The 20747-nt window shown below is 64.1% G+C and carries 18 protein-coding genes; 13 read left to right on the top strand and 5 right to left on the bottom strand.

Annotated elements, in window-relative coordinates:
* The first annotated feature begins 121 nt into the window (after positions 1 to 121).
* The 7 genes from SSO01S_RS09910 (at position 122) to SSO01S_RS09880 (ending at position 13833) form a co-directional block, all read left to right on the top strand.
* Complete coding sequence (locus SSO01S_RS09910) at positions 122 to 784, top strand: CHAP domain-containing protein (RefSeq protein WP_169798346.1); 663 nt, start codon at positions 122 to 124, stop codon at positions 782 to 784.
* 3 nt (positions 785 to 787) lie between these two features.
* Positions 788 to 4549: a hypothetical protein gene (locus SSO01S_RS09905; protein WP_066798524.1), complete on the top strand. Its 3762-nt coding sequence runs from the start codon at positions 788 to 790 to the stop codon at positions 4547 to 4549.
* Positions 4550 to 4737: 188 nt separating this feature from the next.
* Complete coding sequence (locus tag SSO01S_RS09900) at positions 4738 to 6558, top strand: AAA family ATPase (RefSeq protein WP_066798523.1); 1821 nt, start codon at positions 4738 to 4740, stop codon at positions 6556 to 6558.
* A 564-nt stretch (positions 6559 to 7122) separates the two neighbouring features.
* Positions 7123 to 7680, top strand: coding sequence for an RNA polymerase sigma factor (locus SSO01S_RS09895; protein ID WP_066798522.1), 558 nt, complete (start codon positions 7123 to 7125; stop codon positions 7678 to 7680).
* Positions 7680 to 8684 (top strand): FecR family protein, encoded by a 1005-nt coding sequence (locus SSO01S_RS09890; protein ID WP_066798521.1) that lies wholly within the window; start codon positions 7680 to 7682, stop codon positions 8682 to 8684. The genes SSO01S_RS09895 and SSO01S_RS09890 overlap by 1 nt, the downstream gene beginning before the upstream one ends.
* Before the next feature lie 98 nt (positions 8685 to 8782).
* Positions 8783 to 11713 carry a TonB-dependent receptor gene (locus SSO01S_RS09885; RefSeq protein WP_083942953.1) on the top strand — a complete coding sequence of 977 codons (2931 nt, stop codon included), beginning with the start codon at positions 8783 to 8785 and terminating at the stop codon, positions 11711 to 11713.
* Positions 11707 to 13833, top strand: coding sequence for an Atxe2 family lasso peptide isopeptidase (locus tag SSO01S_RS09880; protein ID WP_066798519.1), 2127 nt, complete (start codon positions 11707 to 11709; stop codon positions 13831 to 13833). Before SSO01S_RS09885 ends, SSO01S_RS09880 begins: the two co-directional genes overlap by 7 nt.
* A 264-nt stretch (positions 13834 to 14097) precedes the next feature.
* Here SSO01S_RS09880 and SSO01S_RS09875 read toward each other — a convergent pair whose 3' ends face one another.
* Entirely contained in the window at positions 14098 to 14730 is a 633-nt protein-coding gene (locus SSO01S_RS09875; RefSeq protein ID WP_066798664.1) for a tyrosine-type recombinase/integrase, read from the bottom strand.
* A 324-nt stretch (positions 14731 to 15054) separates the two neighbouring features.
* Between SSO01S_RS09875 and SSO01S_RS09870 the strand changes: the two genes are divergently transcribed.
* Both SSO01S_RS09870 and SSO01S_RS17585 read left to right on the top strand, forming a co-directional pair.
* Entirely contained in the window at positions 15055 to 15309 is a 255-nt protein-coding gene (locus SSO01S_RS09870; protein ID WP_157073719.1) for a hypothetical protein, read from the top strand.
* Entirely contained in the window at positions 15306 to 15500 is a 195-nt protein-coding gene (locus tag SSO01S_RS17585) for a hypothetical protein (RefSeq protein ID WP_157073718.1), read from the top strand. Before SSO01S_RS09870 ends, SSO01S_RS17585 begins: the two co-directional genes overlap by 4 nt.
* 178 nt (positions 15501 to 15678) lie before the next feature.
* Here the strand turns inward: SSO01S_RS17585 and SSO01S_RS09865 are convergent, their stop codons facing one another.
* Genes SSO01S_RS09865 through SSO01S_RS17995 form a run of 3 tightly spaced genes read right to left on the bottom strand, consistent with a single transcriptional unit; the run spans position 15679 to position 17068 of the window.
* Positions 15679 to 16599 (bottom strand): transglutaminase family protein, encoded by a 921-nt coding sequence (locus SSO01S_RS09865; RefSeq protein WP_066798517.1) that lies wholly within the window; start codon positions 16597 to 16599, stop codon positions 15679 to 15681.
* A gap of 44 nt (positions 16600 to 16643) precedes the next feature.
* A complete protein-coding gene (locus SSO01S_RS09860) occupies positions 16644 to 16910 on the bottom strand; it encodes a hypothetical protein (RefSeq protein WP_066798516.1) in 267 nt (88 codons plus the stop codon).
* 29 nt (positions 16911 to 16939) lie between these two features.
* Positions 16940 to 17068, bottom strand: coding sequence for a hypothetical protein (locus tag SSO01S_RS17995; RefSeq protein ID WP_276469517.1), 129 nt, complete (start codon positions 17066 to 17068; stop codon positions 16940 to 16942).
* 443 nt (positions 17069 to 17511) lie between these two features.
* Here SSO01S_RS17995 and SSO01S_RS09855 point away from each other — a divergent pair, with 443 nt between their 5' ends.
* The 4 genes from SSO01S_RS09855 (at position 17512) to SSO01S_RS09845 (ending at position 20490) form a co-directional block, all read left to right on the top strand.
* Positions 17512 to 17766, top strand: a complete 255-nt coding sequence (locus tag SSO01S_RS09855; protein WP_066798515.1) for a hypothetical protein — start codon at positions 17512 to 17514, stop codon at positions 17764 to 17766.
* Positions 17763 to 17936, top strand: coding sequence for a hypothetical protein (locus SSO01S_RS17580; RefSeq protein ID WP_157073717.1), 174 nt, complete (start codon positions 17763 to 17765; stop codon positions 17934 to 17936). The genes SSO01S_RS09855 and SSO01S_RS17580 overlap by 4 nt, the downstream gene beginning before the upstream one ends.
* 146 nt (positions 17937 to 18082) lie before the next feature.
* Complete coding sequence (locus SSO01S_RS09850) at positions 18083 to 19204, top strand: extracellular catalytic domain type 1 short-chain-length polyhydroxyalkanoate depolymerase (protein ID WP_066798514.1); 1122 nt, start codon at positions 18083 to 18085, stop codon at positions 19202 to 19204.
* Positions 19205 to 19227: 23 nt separating this feature from the next.
* Entirely contained in the window at positions 19228 to 20490 is a 1263-nt protein-coding gene (locus SSO01S_RS09845) for a cation:proton antiporter (RefSeq protein ID WP_066798513.1), read from the top strand.
* 68 nt (positions 20491 to 20558) lie between these two features.
* On the opposite strand, the gene SSO01S_RS17575 is transcribed toward SSO01S_RS09845, so the two are convergent.
* A complete protein-coding gene (locus SSO01S_RS17575; RefSeq protein WP_157073716.1) occupies positions 20559 to 20732 on the bottom strand; it encodes a hypothetical protein in 174 nt (57 codons plus the stop codon).
* Between the last annotated feature and the right edge of the window lie 15 nt (positions 20733 to 20747).

The raw sequence follows: 20747 nt of genomic DNA, 5'->3' as shown, positions 1-20747 counted from the left end.
AAGAAATGGGGTGGTAATCTTGAGAAATCAGGCTGGGTATTACTTCCGAATTGGTCGCACGTACCGGTATCATCGCGCCGCTGATGCGATATGATGCGAGGGAAACATGGGGAGGTGCGAGATGGCGCAGGTAAATCGTCGTTCGGTGCTTGGCGGAATCGCAGCAACTTCGGCATTAATGGCCACCGGAAGCTCACGATCTGCAACCGCCGCACAGCGCGCGCCGAAGATCGCGCTTGAAACAGTTCTCGCGCGAGCTGAGTCCGCCAAGCGGCGCGGCACGAAATATGCCCTTTACGCCGAGCCTCCGTCGGAACGGCTGGCGGCTTGGCCACGGGGTCATAATGCGGACTGCAGCGGCTTCGTCGGTTGGTGCGTCGGTCTCCCAAGAACGCCCAGGCAGATCGGGGTCGGCACCAAGCTCGGGACCGATCAGATTTACAAGGACGCCACGGCGGACAAGGCACTCTTCACCCGCATCGACGCCCCGGAAATAGGAGATATTGTCCTCTATCCGAATTATCAGATCGCGCCTGGTGTCGAAGGCACCCCCGGACACGTTGCCCTTATAACGGCCGTCCGGGTCGATGGGAGCTACGACACCATCGAATGCGCATCCACGCCGTTTCACAAGACCGGCGACGCGATAGCGTTCGATCGCGCAGATACGATCTTCCGCGGCCACGCGATCGAGCTGACCCGCATTCGGAAGGCCTATCCCAACTTGCCCGCCGATAAGGTGCGCGATCCGATATTCGCGCGCTATCTTGGACTCGTGCGCTAGGCCGTGGCGCAGGATCTGGCTGGCAAAACCGGAGAGGCCGGTGGAGATGTCGTGGGGCCGCGCGGCATCTTCAGCTTTTATATGCAGCACGGGGTCAGCCCCGGCGGCGACTTCTTTGTCATTGGCAATGGCTCGATCGAGCGAGCCGGTGAGCACGCCGCCTATCACGTAGCGATCGGGACCGAGGACGGCCCGCTGGTAAGGCGGACCATCGTGGTGATGCCGCCGGGCAGTGGAGAGGCCGAGCAGGAACGGGTGGGGGACGGTTATCGTCGCGGGTCATTGGTGCTGCGCCCGGAAACCCTCGCGGATGAGCCAGCGGCTCTTTCGCCCAGGATCGAATTCGTCAACGCCGCTCTGCAGGATGCCGACAGCCTCCGCGACCTGCTGCTCAGCAGAGGCGCGGAAGGAATCACGTTCATCATTCCTCTTGCCGCCGCGTATCGCTCGCCCTTGCCGTTACCCGAGCTCGTCGAGGCGCCCGAGGATGTCTGGGTGCCGCAACTCGTCTCGCTGGCGAATGTGCTGGTGCCGATCGCACGCGAAACCGGCAGTTACGTCGCGCTCGACGCGGGTGAGTTCTGGCCTGAGCGTGAATCAAACCAGGAGGCATTGCTGAAGGTCGATCACTGCGGGGTCGCCAGCGCGCCGTTGGGACAGCTCACCCCGCTCCAGATGTTTGCCTTGACGAAGCGATGGCGCGAGCTTGCCGAAACCGGAGCGCTTGGCGAGGCGCTCGCGGAGATCGATGCGACGGAAGATCTCTCCGACGACCGAAAATTGTTTGAACGCATGTCGGCCTTCCGCTTTGCCGGAAATTCGCAGGAAGCGCTGGCGCTGTTGGAGCGGGAGGACGGGTTAATCCGCGCGGCGCCCGCCGGCATCAGACTCGCTTTTGCCGAACTTGCCCGGACCGTCGGAAATGAAGCGCTCGCGATCGAACTGCTGCGCGGCGCTCTCGGCACGCTAACCCATGTGGAGGTGCTCCAGCAGGCACTGCGTGTCGCCGACAATCTCGAGGACGCCGAGAGCGCCGCGGTGCTTGAGGCCGCGCTCAATGCCCGTTTCCCGCGATCGAGGCTTCTTGCGGAGCGGGAGGCCCACCGCCACCTCGCGAATAACCGTAGAGATGATGCAGCTGCCGCCCTCTCGGCAACCGGCGACGCCCATTTCGAGGAGGAAGCCGATTATCAGCGCTGGCTTGCGGAAAAGCTTGGCGTCCCTCTTGTAGACCCCGAGGCCTTGCTAATCGAGGCGCATGAGCGATGGCCGGACCGGCGTGAGCAAAATCTGCGTGCGCTCGCCGGCGCGATGGAAGCCTCGGGGCTCCGAGCTGATGCGCTCGACATGCTCCTTGCCGGCCCCGCCATTGACGGCGAGTTAGACGAGACAACGCTCTGGGCGGCGCTCGAAATGCTCGAGCGTGGCATCCTGACGCGAGATCCGGGCTGCGACAACGACATGTCTGCTGCGGTGACCGGAGCGACAATACGCTGGCTCGCCTCGCACCCGACCGATGGCTGGACCCGACTCCGTCTGGTCCGGTTGCTGTCACCGGAGATTCTGGGCGGCGTTACGGGGGCCGCAGTGATCGCGAAGGTGGCCCTGGATTTCGGCCAGCGCCCCCTATTGCTTCGGCCCAGTGTGCCGGTGGAGGATCGCGCACGCGCCTGCGATCTTGAACTGCTGGTCCCATTTATCGAAAGCGCGCTCGAGCGTTTTTCACGCGAGCCTGCGATCATCCTGGGACGGATGCGCCTGCCCAAGAACGAACTGCCAGCACCGGCGGAGCAGCTTGTCGCCGGGCTCCTGCGCCTCATAGAGCATGCCGGCGAACAGATGAGCGACCGAGCGGACGAGCAACTGATCGAGAATTGCTTGCTTGTCGCGACCGCGGTCGCTCCGCTCGGCGACGAGCCCGACGCCGACTTGCTCGTACTTCGCGCTGTAGCCGGACGCTTCTCGCTTGCGGGTTTGACCCAGCGTGCTCGCGATCTGGCTGAACAGGCGCTCAACGTCGCCGGGGCCGATCCCCACCGAAGACGCGTGGCCTGGTACAGTTTCGGTGACATCTATGCGAGAACCGGCAATACTCTCGAAGGCCTGATCGGGTTGGCCTGCGCGCTGGCATGCGACGAGGCCGCGGACTGGGACCAGATGTGGTACGAAAACCACCTGGCCCTGCGGCTGTTTCGAGACTTGGGGCTCTTTGCACTTACCGGGCCGATTCTGAAAAAGGCGCGGGAGGCCCTTCGTCATGCCGGGATCGAAGCCAGTCGGAGCTACTGGCTCGACTCGATCGAACTGCAGATGCGGCTAGCCGAGTTAGATCGGACGAGTCTTGATGTCGGCATCCTCATCGAACTTATCGAACGCGCCGCCCAAAATGTCGTTCAGGTCGTAGATGCCAATGACGACGCCGCGCCGCCGACATTGATGCTCGCCTCTCTCGTGCGAATAGCGCGCGATGCAGGCGTGGATATTCCCGCATCCGCCGAAGCGAGCATTGCCGCCGGCATGGAGCGACTTGGCGAGGCTGCCAAAGGCCTGATCGACATATCTGCCGAGCGTGTGCCCTCGGTCGAGGCGCTGGTCGGCCTTGCCAGCAGAATGGATGTCGCGCGAAATGCCGGGGATATTGGCTTCGATGTAAAGCACCTTGCCGTTGGCGCTAGCCGATTGCTCGATTCTGGTCTGCAAGATGCGCCCGAGGACGCTGCCTATGCCATCGAAGCGCTTGCCGACCATGCGCTGCGGCTTCCCGGCGACAAGGGTGCTGCCCGGCAAATTCTACGCCATGCGGCCGCGCCCAGCGAAGCGGCACGCGCGATCGCCGTTGCCGACCTGGCCGTGGTCCTGCTCGGCCGCGCGGACAATGGCCTCACCCGCGTCGTCTTCAGCGGCGAAGGAGCGTGCTGCGCCGTGGAGCCAGCCGCTACCTTCTCAACGCAAGCCCTTGCTGAATGGAGTACGAAATACCCCTACGCCTATCAGGATCCGAAGCGTGACACCTCGCAGGACTTTTACGTCAGTACCGAAAGACTCGGCCTATCTTCGCTTCCCGCACGCTCGGTGATCGTCGCAAGCGCCGAGCTACAAGGCTTCCCGCCAAACCTTTTTCAGGTCGAACGGCAGCTTGCGGGCTATACGCATCGCCTGTGTCTCGCGCCGTCTCTGGAATGGTTGGCTGCCGCTCGAGAGACTCCGCCGCCGGGAGATCATCGCATCGCGGCATGGATCCCCGACGCAGAGCCAGAAGAGGGCTTACCCGCGCTCGCCATCCTTGCCGACCGCGTGAAGGACAGCTTGGTCAAGCATGACGTCGCGCTCTCCACAGGAGAGGCCCCGACAAAGGACATGTCCGGTTCCGGGCTGGCGATCATAGCCGCCCATGGCGGGGTCGGCGAGGATAAGAAGTATTTTCGGGTCATCACCGACGATGTCGATCTCGCGCTCGCTGCTTCGGCATTTTCGGGTAAGATTTCGGACATCAACGTGGTCGTCCTGTTCGTCTGTTCGGGCGGACGGCTCGACAAGCATCCTGCCGCGAACACGACGGTTGGGCTCGTAAAACAACTGCTCGATCGGGGATGCCGGGCGATAGTAGCGCCGCCCTGGCCGCTCGACACGTCGATTCCGCCGGTGTGGCTGCCCGCGTTCTCGACCGGTGGGCGGAGGGTGCGCCAGTCATCGACGCCTGTTTCGAGGCAAACCAGGCCGTGCGCGCCGCCCGCGGACAACGACCGGTCGACGACATCGCCATGACCGTCTTCGGCGATCCGCTCGTGACGGTTGTAAGGCGGCATAGTGACGGTCGTGAGAATGCGAACGCTGGGAATTGAGCAGGCGCAAGTTCCGCCATCCGGTCGAACCCTCCCGACGCATATGAGCGCGTGTGCAAGTGAGCTACTATCGATTATCTGCGGCAACACTGGCGCAGGCTCGAGGTGCCGATGATCCGTTCGCTCGCAATGCCGGCCTCGACCATTGGCGAAAACCCGTTGCAATTCCCATTGCCGTCCGAGGGAGGCCTGGGAACCGTCACGGTGCTGTGCGGACCAAACGGCAGCGGCAAGTCATTCATCCTGCGCATGCTGAAGGACCTGCTCGGCGGCAAAAGCGCCGCCGGCTTCAACAAGGGTCATGGCTGGACGGCCGATCTGACTGCCAAGGTCACCAGCCACCGTCCGCACCACCACAAGGTGCAGATGACTTCGCTTGGAATGCTGGCCGGGACGCGAGCCGGTAAAGCGATTGCCGACAATGATCACGACCTCCAGGTTCAGATCGTCATCTTCGGCCTGCTGATCCAGGCTCTGGGATTGCCCGAGGACTTCGATCATGCCCGCTGGGGAATCGATCCTGCCTACCGGCAGACCGTGGTTGCGGCGATCGGGCCGGAAGAGGAAGAGCGCCTATACTGGCTGGGCAGCGACCTTCCTGAATTCGCAAAATTGTTCGAAGACATGTTCGACTGCCGGCTCGGTGTCCGCCGTGCAAAAGATGGCATCGAGCTGGTGATTGGATGGGCAAGCGGCGTTACGGCGCCCTTTGCCAACTGGAGCGATGGGCAGAAATCCTACTTCACCGTTCTGGCAACGACTCTCGCTCTCAAGCCCGAAGTCTACATCTTCGACGAAGTCGAAAATTTCATGCATCCCGAACTGATCTCGCGCACGATCGAGTACCTCAAGCGCAACTGCCGTCAGACGATCCTGTCGAGCCACCATCCCCATCTGATCTTCGGGCGCGCGGTCGATGCGGTATTCTATGTGGAAGCATTGCCATCGCCCCGGCCGATGTTCGCAGCTCAGGCCCTGAAATACCAAAAGCAGCCATCCGCGCCGCGCCGGATCACCCGGCTCGAAACGGATCGAGCCAAGCTCGCCAGCGCCTACCGGTTGTTCGATGTGACCGACGCTGCGCTTCTCGCGACAGCCGCCCTCGTCCGTGAGTCCGTCGACCTCCATCTGAACGAAGCGGTGCGGACCCTGTTCGGATGCGATCCGGCGCCGTCCAATCGTCGGGTGTATATGGACAGGCAGACCGAGGAGATTGCGTCGTTCATCGCGTCCTTCGCTCCCGTGTGCGGGGTCGTGCTCGATTGGGGCGCCGGTCTGGGACGAACCCTTGCCGAATTATCCAAGCGTTCGGCGACGACCAGTCGCGAACCGGTCTCATGGATCCTCTACGAGCCGGTCCCCGCGACCCGGGCGGCTTTACTGGCCCGATCCCCGATCGACGGTGTTTCTGTACAGGTCGTGGGAACGCGAGCCGATCTGGCCGGTGTCCGTGCCGGGCTCGTCCTGCTCACCAATGTGTTGCACGTGCTCGACCCCGAGGCATGGTGCGACGCGCTCATCGACGCGTGGAACGCCATCTCCGGCGTCGAAAATGGCATTGTGCTCGTGACCGAGATCTACCCCTTGCTCGCCCCTGAGCGCTTCGCGATCCCGGTCCCCCAGCAATGGCTGGCCGACCTGTTCCTTGCCTTGGGCTTCAAGGTGGCGGTCCGCGGCTTCTCGGTTCATGGCGCCGAATCCTATTGTCTCGCGGCGAGCGCGCCGCCCGACACGCTCCCTCCTCGCGAGGCCATCCGCGAAATCGTGATCGCAGCGTGGGAGGGGCTCAAGGAGCAATACACGCAGACGTACGAAGGCGTCGGGCCGGTCTCCAGCATTACTGACCAGCGGCATTTGCTGAATGCTGTGTTTGGGTTGGCGAGAGTGACTTCCTGCCTTGCCAAAGGCCAGACGGATGCGACCGTCGCCTAGTTCACAGGCGTGCATTAAATCGGAACGCGGGGGATCAGCGGAGCGTGCTCTGCGCCTTCTGCGAAGGCGTCAGGGTCCGCGCTTCTTTGACCCGCGTGGCACGCTTGCGACCGGCCGGAGGTCACGGCGGCGGCTGGCCCCCAGGCCCGCGCGCACGCCGCCGCGACGGCCGTCCGTCTGCAAGGGTGCGTCCTTTTTTGGCGCCTGCGGCGCGTGCGACTTTTAGGTCGCAGTGACTGCGAAGATTCGTCCGAAGCGGTTGCGATTCCTTACTTTCCTGATTGGCTTGCCTTTTGAACCCTTCCAATCCTAGTCTTGGAGTGCACCGTTCAAAATGCGGTGCCGAGGCGTGAGAACCTCGTTTGAGATCCCTATCCAGGCGACCAGTTGCCGGGTGGCCGACGCGCATGTCCAGGCCGTTCGCGGCTAAAGGCGTCGGCGCAAGTCCTCAAACTTGTTCTCAACACCCGGCTTCTGCCGGCCCGCCTCGCGTTCGGAAGGCGGGGAGATGGAGGCCATGGTTGGGAAGGGCGGCGGTCTGTCCAGCGGGCGTGGAGCGGCCTGATGTCGCCTCCAGCGCCTTCGACCGTTCCGGTCTTCAGCGATGCCGACGACGCGGACGCAGCCCCGCTTGGGCTGGAGATGATCTATCGGAATGAACGCCATGCGCTCGTCCGGTTCATCACCCGCTATCGATCCAATCCTGAGGATGCCGGCGACGTTGCCCAGGAAGTGTTCCTGCGGCTTGCGCAAAGCGAGCAGGCGCGCAGCGAGCCGATCGCGCGACCCCGCGCGTTTTTGCGCCAGGTGGCTCGCAACCTGCTGCGCGATCGGGCAAAGAGCGCGTCCGGCCGGGGCGAGCGGATGCACGTCCCGTTCGATGAAGATGCCATTTCGGTGGCAAATGAAGTGTCCCGGCTCGAAGCTCGCGATAGTCTCGCGCGGATCGAGGCGGTAATGCGTCGGATGAAGCCCAAGACTCGGGAAATATTCATGGCGCATCGCCTCGACGGCCTCAGCTATACCGAAATCGCCGAACGGACCGGCATGTCCGTCTCGGGCGTAGAGAAGCAGATGGCCAAGGCAATGACGATGCTTATTCAGTTCGCGGGCAAGGATTGATGCCGGGTCCCGGACCCAACGACGGCTACAGCCCTGCCGTCGCCAAGCAGGCAGGAATCTGGTTCGCGCGGATGCGAGGGCCCGATCGCGAAAAGCTGCGTGCAGAGTTCGAGCGGTGGCGCGACGCAGATCCTTCGCATCGCCAGGCCTATGAGGAGGCCGGCGGGCAATGGCTCAAGACGGGCGGGCTCGCGGACACCGAGATGGGGCGCAACCGCCGCCTGCCCGAGCGCAGGCCTCCGATCTGGGAAATGCCCGGTGCGCGACCGGCCTTCGCGGTGGCTGCCCTGCTGCTGGTGGTGTTGGCAGGCTTCTGGCTCCTGCGCGCGCCGAGTGGAGCGCCCGACGGGCCGCTGGTTGCTGCCACCGAGCCGACAGTGTCTCGCGTGGGCGAGATCCGCTCTGTGAAGCTCGCGGATGGATCGACGGTGACTCTCGACACCGACAGCGCGATCGAGGTCCGATTGTCGGGCGATCTGCGCCTGGTTCGTCTCGTCCGGGGGCGTGCCCGGTTCGATGTCTCCCATGATGCGGCGCGCCCGTTCCGGGTCGAGGCGGGCGGCCGGACCGTCACGGCGCTCGGGACCTTGTTCGATGTCGGGTTCGAGCCGGGAGGGGTGAGGGTGAGCCTGCTTCGCGGTTCGGTCGATGTTCGCGGCCTTGCGCCCGCGGGCAGCGTGGCGGCGGTGACGCGGCTCTCGCCCGGCGAATGCTTCACCGATCTTTCCCGCAGGCCTCAGGTGGCCAAGGCGCCGCCGGGCACGCAGCAGTGGGTTTCCGGCATGCTCGAATTCGACGGCATGCCGCTGGGCGACGTGCTCGAGCAGACCAATCGCTATTCGCCGCGTAAGATCCGCCTGGGCGACCCCTCGCTTGCTTCCCAGCGCGTGACTGGCGGGTTCCGGCCGCTTCCGGTCGATGAACTTGCCGCCGCCCTTGCCGCGGCCTTCTCGCTGCGCGTCGAGCGCTCGCCGCAAGGCGATCTGATCCTTCGCCGCCCATAATCTAAATGACCCCAAAATTATTTTAGGCGGGTTTTCCGCCCAACCTCGTCTCGCACCCCAGACCGCCAAATCGGCGGCATCAAAATGGGGAGCGATAGATGCGCATGGGGAAAATGGGTGCGCTGGCTTTGGCCGGCACGGCGATGATCATGGTTGCGCCGGTGGCGTTTGCGCAGGCGGACGATGCGCGCGAGTTCAATATTCCGAGCCAGGATCTGGGCGCTGCGCTGCGCGCGATCGTGCAGCAGTCGGGCACGCAGGTCATTGCGCCGACCGAACTCGTGGCGGGCCATCAGGCGCCGGCGCTGAAGGGCAAATTCCGTCCGGAGGACGCGGTCTCGCTGTTGCTTCGCGGTAGCCGGCTGCGCGTGGTGTTCGTCGGCAACACGCTCGTCGTGCAGCGCGAGGATACCGGCCAGGAGGGAAACGAAACCGCTGAGGGGCAGGGGGAGATCCTAGTCACGGGCACGAGGATCCGCGGGAGCGGCCCGGTTGGCGTTTCCGTCATCACCCTAGACCGCTCGGACATAGCCAAGGGAGGGTTCGCTACGACCCAGCAGATCGTCCAGTCGATCCCTCAGAACTTCGCCGGTGGAGCCAATGAGAATACCACCGGTCTTCTCTCTGCCGCCGGCAACGGCAACGTATCGCGGGGCTCCGGAGTGAACCTGCGTGGGCTCGGACAGACCTCGACCCTGGTGCTGATCAACGGCGACCGTCCGCCACTTGGCGGTATCAGCGGCACCTTCGCCGACATTTCCGTCATCCCGGCATCAGTGATCGAACGCGTCGAAATCGTGCCCGACGGATCGTCGGCAATCTATGGGTCTGACGCGGTCGCGGGCGTCGTCAACGTCGTCACCCGCAACAATTTCAGCGGCGCGGAAACGAGCTTTCGGATCGGCACCGCTGACGGGCATGCCGACGAATATCAGGCGAGTCAGCTTATCGGCGTTCGCTGGACGGGCGGCCACGCGGTGTTGGCCTATGAATTCTATCAGCGGGGCAGGCTTGAGGCCGCCGATCGTCCTTATATCACCGACGATCTGCGGGCCTTTGGCGGCCCCGATCGCCGCAGCAACTATGCGAGCCCGGGGACGATCATCGCGGGCGGCCGGAACTTCGCGATTCCAAGCGGCCAGAATGGCGTCGGACTGACCGCCGCCCGGCTCACTCCCGACGCGATCAATCGCGGCGACAATTGGTACGGCGTCGATATTCTTCCTCAGCAGCAGCGCCATTCGCTGTTCGCCGCTGTAAGCCAGGACCTGACCGAGACGCTACGCTTCTACGCACATGGGCTCGCGACCTGGCGCAAGTTCGACCAAGGCGTACGGCCGGAGAATGACACGCGCCGCACGGTGCCGGTCACCAATCCCTTTTATGTCGATCCAATCGGTACGCATCTGCCGGTCGGTGTGCAGTATAGCTTCGCGCGCGATCTCGGCCCCCAGACCCAACATGGACAGGTCCGGGCCTATGGCGGCACCGCCGGGCTGGAAGCCACATTCGGGCGCTGGACGGTCGATGCGCATGGTACTTGGGGGCGGCTTGCCGAGCGCTATCTGCTGCTCAACCGCGTCAACACCGCCCGGCTTGCGCTGGCTCTTGCCGACACAAACCCTGCGACTGCCTATAATCTTTTCGGCGATGGCCCCTCAACCAACCGCGCCACGATCGATTCGATTCGAGGCTATAGTGATCGCAACTATGACGGCATCGTCTGGTCGGGCACGTTACGCGCCGATGGACCGCTCTTTGCGCTGCCGGCGGGCGATGTGCGGCTCGCTTTTGGCGGCGAGTATCGCGAGGACAGCTACCGTGATGGTGGGGGCACAACCTATGTTTCAACGCTGACGCCCATACCGATCGCCAAGGCCCCGCTGCCGGGTACCCGCGTGGTGAAGGGGCTATATGGCGAATTGCTGATCCCCCTGTTCGGCGGCGATGCCATCATGCCCGGGTTCAACAAGCTCGACCTGTCGGCGGCGGTCCGCACGGAGGAATATAGCGATTTCGGAAAAACCACGAACCCGAAACTGGGTATCTCGTGGCAGCCTATCGATGGCCTCACGTTGCGCGGAAGCTACGGCAAGTCGTTCCGGGCTCCCACCTTCACGGAGCTTCGTCAGGACCCGGGCTCGATGGGATATTTCGCCTATCCCGTCGCCGATCCGGCCTCGCCAACAGGCATGTCGAACATCCTCGTCATCCGGGGCAACGATCCCGACCTGACACCCGAGCGAGCCACCAGCTGGACGCTGGGTGCCGACTTCGCCCCCAAGGGACTGCCCGGCTTCCATGCCGGGCTGACCTGGTTCAACGTGGACTATCGCGACCGGATCGGCTCGGTCGCCACCAACATCAACAGCTTCCTGACTGACCGGGACATCTATGCGCCGGTGATTTCTGTCCCGTCGGCAGCGCGCGTCGCCGAGATTTTCGACTCGCCCTATTATCTCGACTTGGCTGGCATCCCGCGCACGGCGACCTTCGCGGCGGAAGTCGATGCGCGGCTCACCAATCTCTCCATCGTCAAGCAGTCGGGCATCGATTTCGATATCGGATATGGCTTCGACGCCGCCGGCGGGCGCGTGGAACTGGGCGCGGTCGGGACCTATATCCTGCATATCCGGCAGCAACTGACGGTGACGGCGAAGCCCGCCGACGTTGCCGACACCACCGGCAACCCGGTCGACTTGCGCGTGCGGGGTCGCGCCGGCTGGTCCAGCGGCGGCTTCGGCGCGACGGTCTTCGTCAACTACACCGACGGCTATACGAACCGGACGGTGAATCCGGTCGCCCGAGTCCATTCGTGGACCACGTTCGATTTCAACATCGGCTACGCGTTCGACCGCGATCGCGGTCCTCTGAGAGGGCTGCGCATCTCGCTCAACGCCACCAATGTGTTTGATGCGGATCCGCCGTACCTGACCTATCTCGCGGGCGCCTACACCAGCGGATATGACGGTGAGAACGCCAGCCCGCTCGGCCGCTTCGTCGCACTCCAGGTCACGAAGACATGGTGAAGTGCGCGGTCGCGTGTCTCCTCCTCAACGTCTCGGTCGGGATCGCGGTGGCGCACGCAACGCCCGCGACCTGTATCGAGCGCCTGTTGCCGCCTCCTCGTGAGGCGGCAGCAGGTCCGCGGGCGATAACGGCCCAGGACCTCATCGAATTGCGCGACTTCGGGCGCGTTGAAGGCGCCACCGAGGCTTTCAGCATCTCCCCGGATGGCAGATATGCAGCGTTGACGCTCAGGCGTGCCGATGTCGCAACCGACAGCTATTGCATCGGTCTGGTCCTGATCGCGATCGACGGCAGCGCGCAGCCAAAGCTCCTCGATGTCGGAGGCGAACTCATCCTGAGTGTGACCGACATCTTCGGCATCGAAGCTGTCGTGACGGGCGCCGTCAAACAGGGGAACCCGGTCTGGTCCCCCGATGGCCAGTCGCTGGCATTTCTTAGACGCGACCAGGGCGTGAGCCGGGCATGGGTCGTCGGCCTGGATGGTCGTCCGGCGACGCCAGTCCCCGGCCAAGTGGACGATGTCCTTGGCATCGCCTGGAGCGAGGATGGACGTTCGCTGCTGTTGACGACGATGCCAGCGCTGCGGGCGCAGAGTGCCGAAATCGATCGCGAGGCGGCGACCGGTTATTTCTATGACGAGCGGTTTCGCCTTTCCGCCGACGCACGGCCGCATCCGCGCTCACCGCTTCCACGCCTGACGGTACGTGTCGATCCAGTGACCGGCGCCGTACGGGACGAACCCCAGCCTGCAAGCACCGGCCCAGGACTTTCGAACCTCAGGCCGAACAATGCGACGCTGTTTGCGGGTTCGCCTGCCGGGAACCGAGCGTGGGTTGCGCTGGCTAACCCCGCGCAGCCTTTCGGCGGCGCCAAGCTGCACGTTGAGGCGGGCGGGCGTGAACTGATCTGCGCCGACGCGATCTGCAACAGTCCGATAGCCGGGCTATGGTGGTTCAGTCCAGACGAGCTTATCGTGATGCGCGGCAGCACTTCTTCAAATGGGGGCCGCACCGCATTCTTCCGCTGGCATATCCGAGCCGATCGGCCGCCCGTTCGCCTGTTCGAGACGACCGATTTGCTAGCGAGCTGCCAGTTGGCTGCGGGAAGTCTATTGTGCGCTCGCGAGTCTGCGACGCGTCCTCGCACAATCGTTGAGCTGGACCTCAACACCGGCGATGCTCGCCCAATCTTCGATCCGAACCCGCATATGGCCGACGTGGTGCTCGGAAGCGTCCAGAGAATTCGCTGGGTGGACGGCAACGGCGTACCCTCCTTCGGGGATCTGGTCCTGCCGCCGTCGCACAAGGCGGGCGACAAGCATCCGATGATCATCGTGCAATATCTCAGCCGCGGATTCCTGCGCGGCGGGACCGGCGACGATTATCCGATCCAGTTGCTTGCAACCCATGGTTTCGCCGTGCTGAGCTTCCAGAAGCCCGAACCGCTCCCTGCCATGCTCGCGGCAGGCGATGAGAACGCAGCCCAACGCATCAACGTCACCGGGTGGGCGGAGCGCACCCGTATCTTCCGCTCGCTGGATGCCGGGATCGACACCGCGGTATCGACCGGCTCAATCGACCCGGACCGGATCGGCATCACAGGATTCAGCGACGGCGCCAGCACCGTTCAATTCGCGCTCAACCATTCGAACCGGTTCAAGGCCGCCGCAATCAGCTCATGCTGCGACGAGCCTGGAATGATGTTCGTCGCAGGCCCCAGCTACGCTTCCTCGGGTGCACGCTGGGGCTATCCGCCTGCTGGTTCGGACGGCCGCGCTTTCTGGAAACCTCAGTCGCTCGCGTTGAATGCAGACGGAATGCGTGTCCCACTGCTGATGCAGGTCTCGGATAGTGAAGTGCGAGGGGCCGCCGAGACATTTGCGGCGCTGAAGGCGCACGGCGCGCCGGTCGAGATGTACGTCTTCCCGGACGAGAACCATATCAAATCGCATCCCGCGCACAGGTTCGCGGTCTACACGCGCGGCGTGGCGTGGTTCGATTTCTGGCTGAACTCAAAGCCCCCGATCGACCCCGACGCAAACATGCGCTGGTCAGAGTTGCGTGAGGAGTTGATTGCGCGTCTGAGACGCAAGCCGGTCTCTCCAGCGAGAAGGCCGTAATTGGCGCAAAAAGCGAAAAGATGGCGCGACCTCAAAATTCCGTGTTGGGTGACCGGAATTGGGCCGACAGCCGTCGGTCCGCTTTCGGCATGCGAACGGCGAGAGCAGACGTGCTTGGCCAAACACGTCAGTTGCAGCACGGCGCGTGAGGAGAGCTGTCGATCGGCAGATTTACCCATCGCGAACCGCCGGCTGGCCCCCGAAAAGTGGCGTTTGCCGACCATGAGAGCGGCCCATCTACAGTCCCGATGGGCCGCTCGGAGATCAGATTTCCGTTCGCTCGGCGAGGAGCAAGGCATCCTCGATGTCAACGCCGAGATATCGAACCGTGTTCTCGATTTTGGTGTGTCCCAGCAGGATCTGGATCGCACGGAGGTTCCCGGTCGCCTTGTATATCATGGACGCCTTGGTCCGGCGAAGAGAGTGTGTACCGTACTCGGCTCGTCGAAGGCCAATCGCATCGACCCATTCATCTACCAACCGGGCGTACTGCCTCGTGCTGAGATGCCCCGCGCGATCAACGCGGCTTGGAAAAACGTAGTCGCTCTTGGTGCCGCCCCGGCATCCGAGCCATGCATGGAGGCTCGCGCGGACATCTGCAGTGAGTTCGAATTGAACAGGTCGGCCCGTCTTCTGCTGAATAACGATCGCCCTAGTTCTTATTTCGGCTCCGGACACCAAGTCATCGATCTTGATCTTGACCAGATCGCAGCCACGCAATTTGCTGTCGATCGCCAAGTCGAAGAGCGCTCTGTCGCGAAGGCGCCCCTCGCGGTCCAGGAAGAAGCGGACGGCCCATATTTGCTTCTGCGTTAACGGGCGCTTCGTCCCCACCACCTTACCTGCGTTCCATGCAGGTCGCGATTGAACGCCGGGATCAAAACGTGAGTAACCCATGGTCATTCTCCACGGCCTTGATTGGCCGTGGGTTGAACAGCTTTTGTTGCAGTAAGAGCGGACGGGCGGGGAGTCAGCGTCTCTGTCCGCGCTTTGCAATTGATTGACGCCCAGCGAAGTTGTCCTCCCCGAAGCGCCTGCGCGGCTGAGAAGGGGGCCTGGCGCTCATCGATGAGTCAGACGCGGTCAATTTGCACAAGATTCTGTGACGTCTCTATCAACCGCTCCCTGCCCACCCCATATCATGGGTATCGCGGCCCCTGCCACGAGCGCCGCCGCGACTGAGAGATGCTTCGTGCTCCCGCTCGACCGAGGAGACACGCTATGAATATTCACCAGATGATTGCGCCGGCTGATAGCGAGCAACCCGCATCGGTCATAGCGTCGGGTGGGTCTGGATATGCGGCGGACGCGCTGGAGGCGGCGATTTCGCACATGACCGCCGCATTTTCCAGCGATTTCGTCAACGGGAGGGTCGGCGAGCATCATAACACCTTCGAGCACCGTTCGCGCGTGTTGCGCCAGATGACGGAAAGCCTCGCTGCGATGCGTGCGCAGGACGCGGTGACGGTGTCGTGAGCCCGCGCGAAGAGGCTCGCGAAGGGCTGATGTCCACGCCAGAGGACGCAGGTGCCGAGATGGCGCGGTACGCGATCACTCGGGTGCCCGCAGACATGTTCCACTATCGGGAATATCGCTATACTAGGCTTAGCGACGCGCTCGCCCAGGCCAAGCGCGACGGGAACGCAGCTTCTGGCGAGCCTGGATAGACGGATACGGGCTGCCGCCCGCAAGCTCGCAGGCCCGGCGGCGCCCGACGATCCTCGTAGATGCGATATTTCTTGCGCACTCGACGACGGTATGAGCGATCGCGCGCGTGATAGGTTCGGTACGCCACGAAGCTTGCCAACAGCAGCGTCCAGACCAGCATCATGCTGTAGGCGATGATCAATCGAGGTTCCATGCCGCATCCTTTGCGTCGAATTCGAGGTTCTGGCTGGCCGCGGAGACGGTGACCTCGACCGTCATGCCGAGAAAGGCATCAGCCGCGCCAATGTACCGGCCTTCCACCGGGCTCAGCTGACCGATGCTGCGGCCGACAGCGACGGGCACCAGATGCGCCTCGCCCATGCGCCCGTTGGTGGGATCGAACGCAATCCACCCCGCGCAGGGCAAATAGACCTCGGCCCACGCGTGCGTCGCGTCGTGCTGGTTGCCTCGATCGGCGGGATCGCCTGAAATCGGCGGATCGAAGAGATAGCCCGACACTGCGCGCGCGGCGAAGCCGAGGTGCCGGACCGCCTCGATGAACAGCGTGGCGAGATCGCGGCACGAGCCCGAAGCGAGATCGAGTGTCAGGTGCGGAGGCTGCGTCCCGACTTCGTCGCGCGTGACATAGGTCATGCCGATCCGGGCGGCCGCGTTCACGTCCTGCAGCAGTGACAGCGTGTCGGTATCGCCGCCAAGCACCACAGCGCGCGCCCAGTCGGCAAGCCGGTCCTCCGGGTCGGGATGTTCGGGAACCAGCAATGCACCCAGGTCGGTGCGTTCCTCGTGCGAATAGTCGAACGGATAGTAGTGCGCATGCGGCGCAATCTTGAGGATGGGCCATGCGGCAGCGGTCTGTTCGACTGTCACCCGGTTGGTGATCACCAGCCGCGCCGTGGGGTCTGGGAAGGATGCCGTGGCGATAAGGTTGCCGAAGATATCCTCCGTCCACTCGAACTCCGCCGGGGGCTCGCAGCTGAGGTCGGCGGAGATCGGACGGAGTGCATGCGAGCCGCGCGGGCTCAGCATCATCCGATGCGCGAGAAGCGCGACGGGAGCCCGGTAGGTATAGGTGGTGACGTGGAGGATTTGCAGCCTCATTCCGTCACCTCCTGAATTAAGGGCTCGAAGTCCCGAGCGTGGCATCACCCGCGGTCGGCGTGTCCCCTGTCGGGATTTTCGCTCAGTTCGCGAAGGCCGGCCGCGGGCGGTTCGCTCCGCGCAACCTGCGCCTCCGCGAATGCGCGGGTGCGCAGCTTCCGATCTTCGCGCAGGTCGGCTGCAATGCCTTCCTTCGCCCAGGCGGCAGCGGCAGCGTTCGCGACCAGCCGGACATTGTTGAGCGTGGCGGCGCGGGCAAGCGCATGGTGATGCGCTTCCTGGGCGCGGCAAAGGATCGAGGACGGCTGCATGGAACGGGCCTTTCGGTTTGGGGGAGAGGTCAGCCCTTCTTGAGCGGCTGAGCCTGGGGCGTGCCCTTAAGCGAGGGATTGGAAGCGTTCTGCTTCGGCGGCTCCGGCTTCTTCGGCTTCCGCGCCTCGCGGTTGCCGCGTTGCTGGCCCTTGGCCATGTCGTGATCTCCTTGATGCGGGCCCGGCGGGCCGAGGATGACGCTCAGCCGCCGAACAGCGACAGAATCGGACGAACTGCAGCTATTTGCCGACCGCTGCGAACCTGCGCGTGCGCGGCAGCCTTCGCGTCGATGCTCGGGCTGCGAACATGGCCGATGCGTGGTGCGGACCGGGCGTCGGGGATGGAGGGCATGAGAAGGCTCCGCGTCAGAGCGGGAGCATGAAGCACTCTCAGTCGCGGCCAAGCTCGAGAAGACGGCCCGCGATACCTGTAATGTGGGGACGGACACACTGCGGCGCCATCCCCCTTTGTCGAATCTGCGAATAGTTTGAGCCGTGTCCTTGTGACTCAATCGACCGGACACAACATTGTCGGGGCGATCCTGAAGCTGAGTGCGTCGGCCTTTGAACCGCGCTGTACGGCGACCAAGGTGACAAGCTGATGTTCCTCGACGACCGCGACGCACAGGCCGGCGAGGAACTGCCGTTGCCTTGGACCACGCCACCATCCAATCAAGGGTCGACCGAATGCCGCTGGTGCTGGCGGTTCGTGTACAGGCCCGCGCTCCCTTGCTCGATCAAGGTGGTTGCCGGGCTCGCCGAGATGCGGACGTCGTCGGGGCTGGGCGATCGATGCAAATGGGAGTTTGCTACCAGGGCGTCGCCTGACGCCGCCTCCGCGGAAAAGCCCCTGTGACCGACAAGCACCAGCGCTGGACACAAACGGACATCAACGATCTGCGAAGTGGTGTCGCTGGCGGCGTGGAAATCGAGGGCATAGCCGAGGCGCTCGGGCGCACCGTCGAGGACACCCGTGCGATGGCCCTGCGCCTTCGTCTACGCATCGAAGGCCCAGCTAGCGTTTAACAATCGCGGCGCGTCGGCGTTGATCGAGAAATAGTTCGCTTGCCGCCTTGTCGGCAGCACGCCTGGCCACGACATTGTGCAGTGCAGCAATTCACTCCAGGATTGTACGCACGTCAGGGCTTCCGCCGTGGCCAGGAGACCGCCGCGTGCGAAATCTGAACGATACCCTGAACCGCCTTTCCGCATTGCGAAGCAAGATCGCACCCGGTGCGACTGGGTGCGCCGGCGCAGATCGGCTCTCCGACCTCCCCGCGTTCGGCTCCAATCCGGGCGCGCTTCGAGGTCGCTTCTATGTTCCTCAGTCGCTAGGTTCGTCCGCGGCCCTCGTGGTCGTGCTCCACGGCTGCACCCAGAACGCCGCCGGCTACGACCACGGATCGGGCTGGTCCCAGCTCGCCGACGAACAGGGGTTCGCCCTGCTCTACCCGGAGCAACAGCGCAGCAATAATCCGAATCTCTGCTTCAACTGGTTCAATACGGGCGACACGCAGCGCGATTGCGGTGAGGCGCTGTCGATCCGTCAAATGGTCGCGGCGATGGTCGCGGAGCACGCAATCGATCCCGCCCGCATTTTCGTCACCGGACTTTCGGCGGGCGGCGCGATGACGTCGGTCATGCTCGCCACCTATCCCGACGTGTTCGCCGGTGGCGCGATCATCGCTGGCCTTCCCTATGGCACGGCCGCGTCGATTCCCGAGGCCTTCGATCGCATGCGAGCGCATGGCGGGCCTCCGGCGGCAGCGCTTGGCGGGCTTGTAACCGGTGCATCACCACACAAGGGCCCATGGCCGAGAATCTCGGTGTGGCATGGCGACAGCGACGCGAGCGTGAGCCATGCGAATTCGGCGCTGATCGTCGAGCAATGGCGAGCCATTCACGGCATCGCGTGCGAGCGGACCGCCGTCGAGCACGTCGACGGCCATCTTCGCAATGTCTGGCGCGATGCCCATGGGCGCGACGTGATCGAGGAATATTGCATCGGCGGCCTCGGCCACGGCACTCCGCTCAGCACCTCGGGCGCCAATGCCTGCGGGGTCCCTGGGCCGTACATGCTCGAGGCCGGAATTTCCTCGACCCGGCGCACCGCAAGTTTCTGGGGTCTGGTCACGGCGCAAGCGGAAAGGCGACCGGAGCCGGCGCTGCCGCCAAGCCCGGGCATGGCCGTGCCCGCCAATCATCGCGAAGCGCAGTCTCGGCCCCAGAGGGCCTCCCGCCACGTTGAACGCATAATCGAAGATGCATTGCGCGCCGCGGGCCTGATGCGCTGAGCGCCGCGGCGGAAGGAAATTCGTTGGAGCTTTCGCACCACTTGTACGTGCTACTGCTCGCAGGGGGCGGCGTGCTGGTGCTGTTGACGGCGTGGTTGCCGATGCTGCTGCGCAGGGCACCGCTGTCGCTGCCGATCCTGTGCGTGGGCGCGGGTGCTACGCTGTTCGCGCTGCCCCCACTTCGACCCTTCGCGGTTCACCCGCTGCAATTCCCGATCCTGGTTGAGCGACTGAGCGAACTCGTCGTGATCATCTCGCTGATGGGCGCAGGTCTGAAGATCGACCGGATGATTGGGCTGCGTAGCTGGATGCTGACCTGGCGCTTGCTGGGGATCGCGATGCCAGTCACCATGGTGATCGTCGCGGGGCTGGCCTTGGGGCTGCTGGGACTTGGCCTGGCGGCGGCATTGCTGATCGCGGCGGTGCTCGCGCCGACCGACCCGGTGCTTGCGAGCGACGTCCAGGTGGGCGGTCCCGGCGAAGGGAAAGAGGACGAAGCGCGGTTCGCCCTGACGTCGGAAGCCGGTCTCAACGACGGCTTCGCATTCCCCTTCGTCCATCTTGCGATCGCTCTCAGTGCTGCATCGTTCGGGCGCGGCGATCTGCTCGCGTGGTTCGGGCACGACCTTCTGTGGAAGACACTCCTCGGGGCGGTCGGGGGCTACGCCATCGGACGCGGGCTCGGCTACTTGACTTTCCACCTGCCGACGCGGGCGAGCCTGTCTCGCACCGGCGACGGCTTCGTGGCGCTGGCGGTGACGCTGCTTGCCTATGGCGTGGTCGAGATATTGGGCGGGTTCGGCTTCCTGGCGGTCTTCGTGTCGGCGCTGGCGCTCCGCAACGCCAGTCGCGATCATGACTATCACGACCGGCTGCATGGGTTCGCCGAAGAGGCGGAGCGGCTGCTGATGATGCTGCTGTTGATCCTGTTCGGCGGCATTGTGGTCTTCGGGGGCCTGCTCGCTGCGTTCGACGCGTGGATGCTCGTGTTCGTCGCCGGCGCCCTGCTGGTGGCGCGCCCCGCCGCGGGCCTGCTCAGCCTGGTCGGATCGAAGCTGCCCTGGCGCGAGCAGCTGGTGATTTCCTTCTTCGGCATCCGCCGGATGGGCTCGATTTACTATCTCGCCTTCGCGCTCAATCACGCCTCCTTTGCGGAGCCTCAGCGGCTCTGGGCGATGGTGGGTGGCGTCGTGCTCGCCTCGATCCTGTTGCACGGCATCACCGTGACACCGGCGCTGCGGCTGCTCGATCGCTGGCAGCGACGCCGCGGCGAGATCCCGCGATAACTCGAGTGGTCTCCTCCGGCTGGGCCAACCGGCCACGGTGATTCCCTCCGGACTGTCTCACGACGGAGTTAAAGGCCGGATCGCAAAATCATCCGTGGCCTGATGATCGGCATGGGAGAAACGGCGACCTCGTCGAACCAGCTCGCATCGACGTTGAACGGCTCCTGAGCGGTGCTGATCGGCGCCCGCGCCTCGGCGGTCTGGGCCGTTGCCGAATTCATGCCGGGCGGAGCGCCGACCATGCTATGGTGTAGCCG

The sequence above is a fragment of the Sphingomonas soli NBRC 100801 genome (assembly GCF_001591025.1).
In the GTDB taxonomy this organism is placed as follows: Bacteria; Pseudomonadota; Alphaproteobacteria; order Sphingomonadales; family Sphingomonadaceae; genus Sphingomonas; species Sphingomonas soli.
Note: the sequence above shows the minus strand (reverse complement) of the source record. Positions and strands in the feature narration are given on the sequence as shown.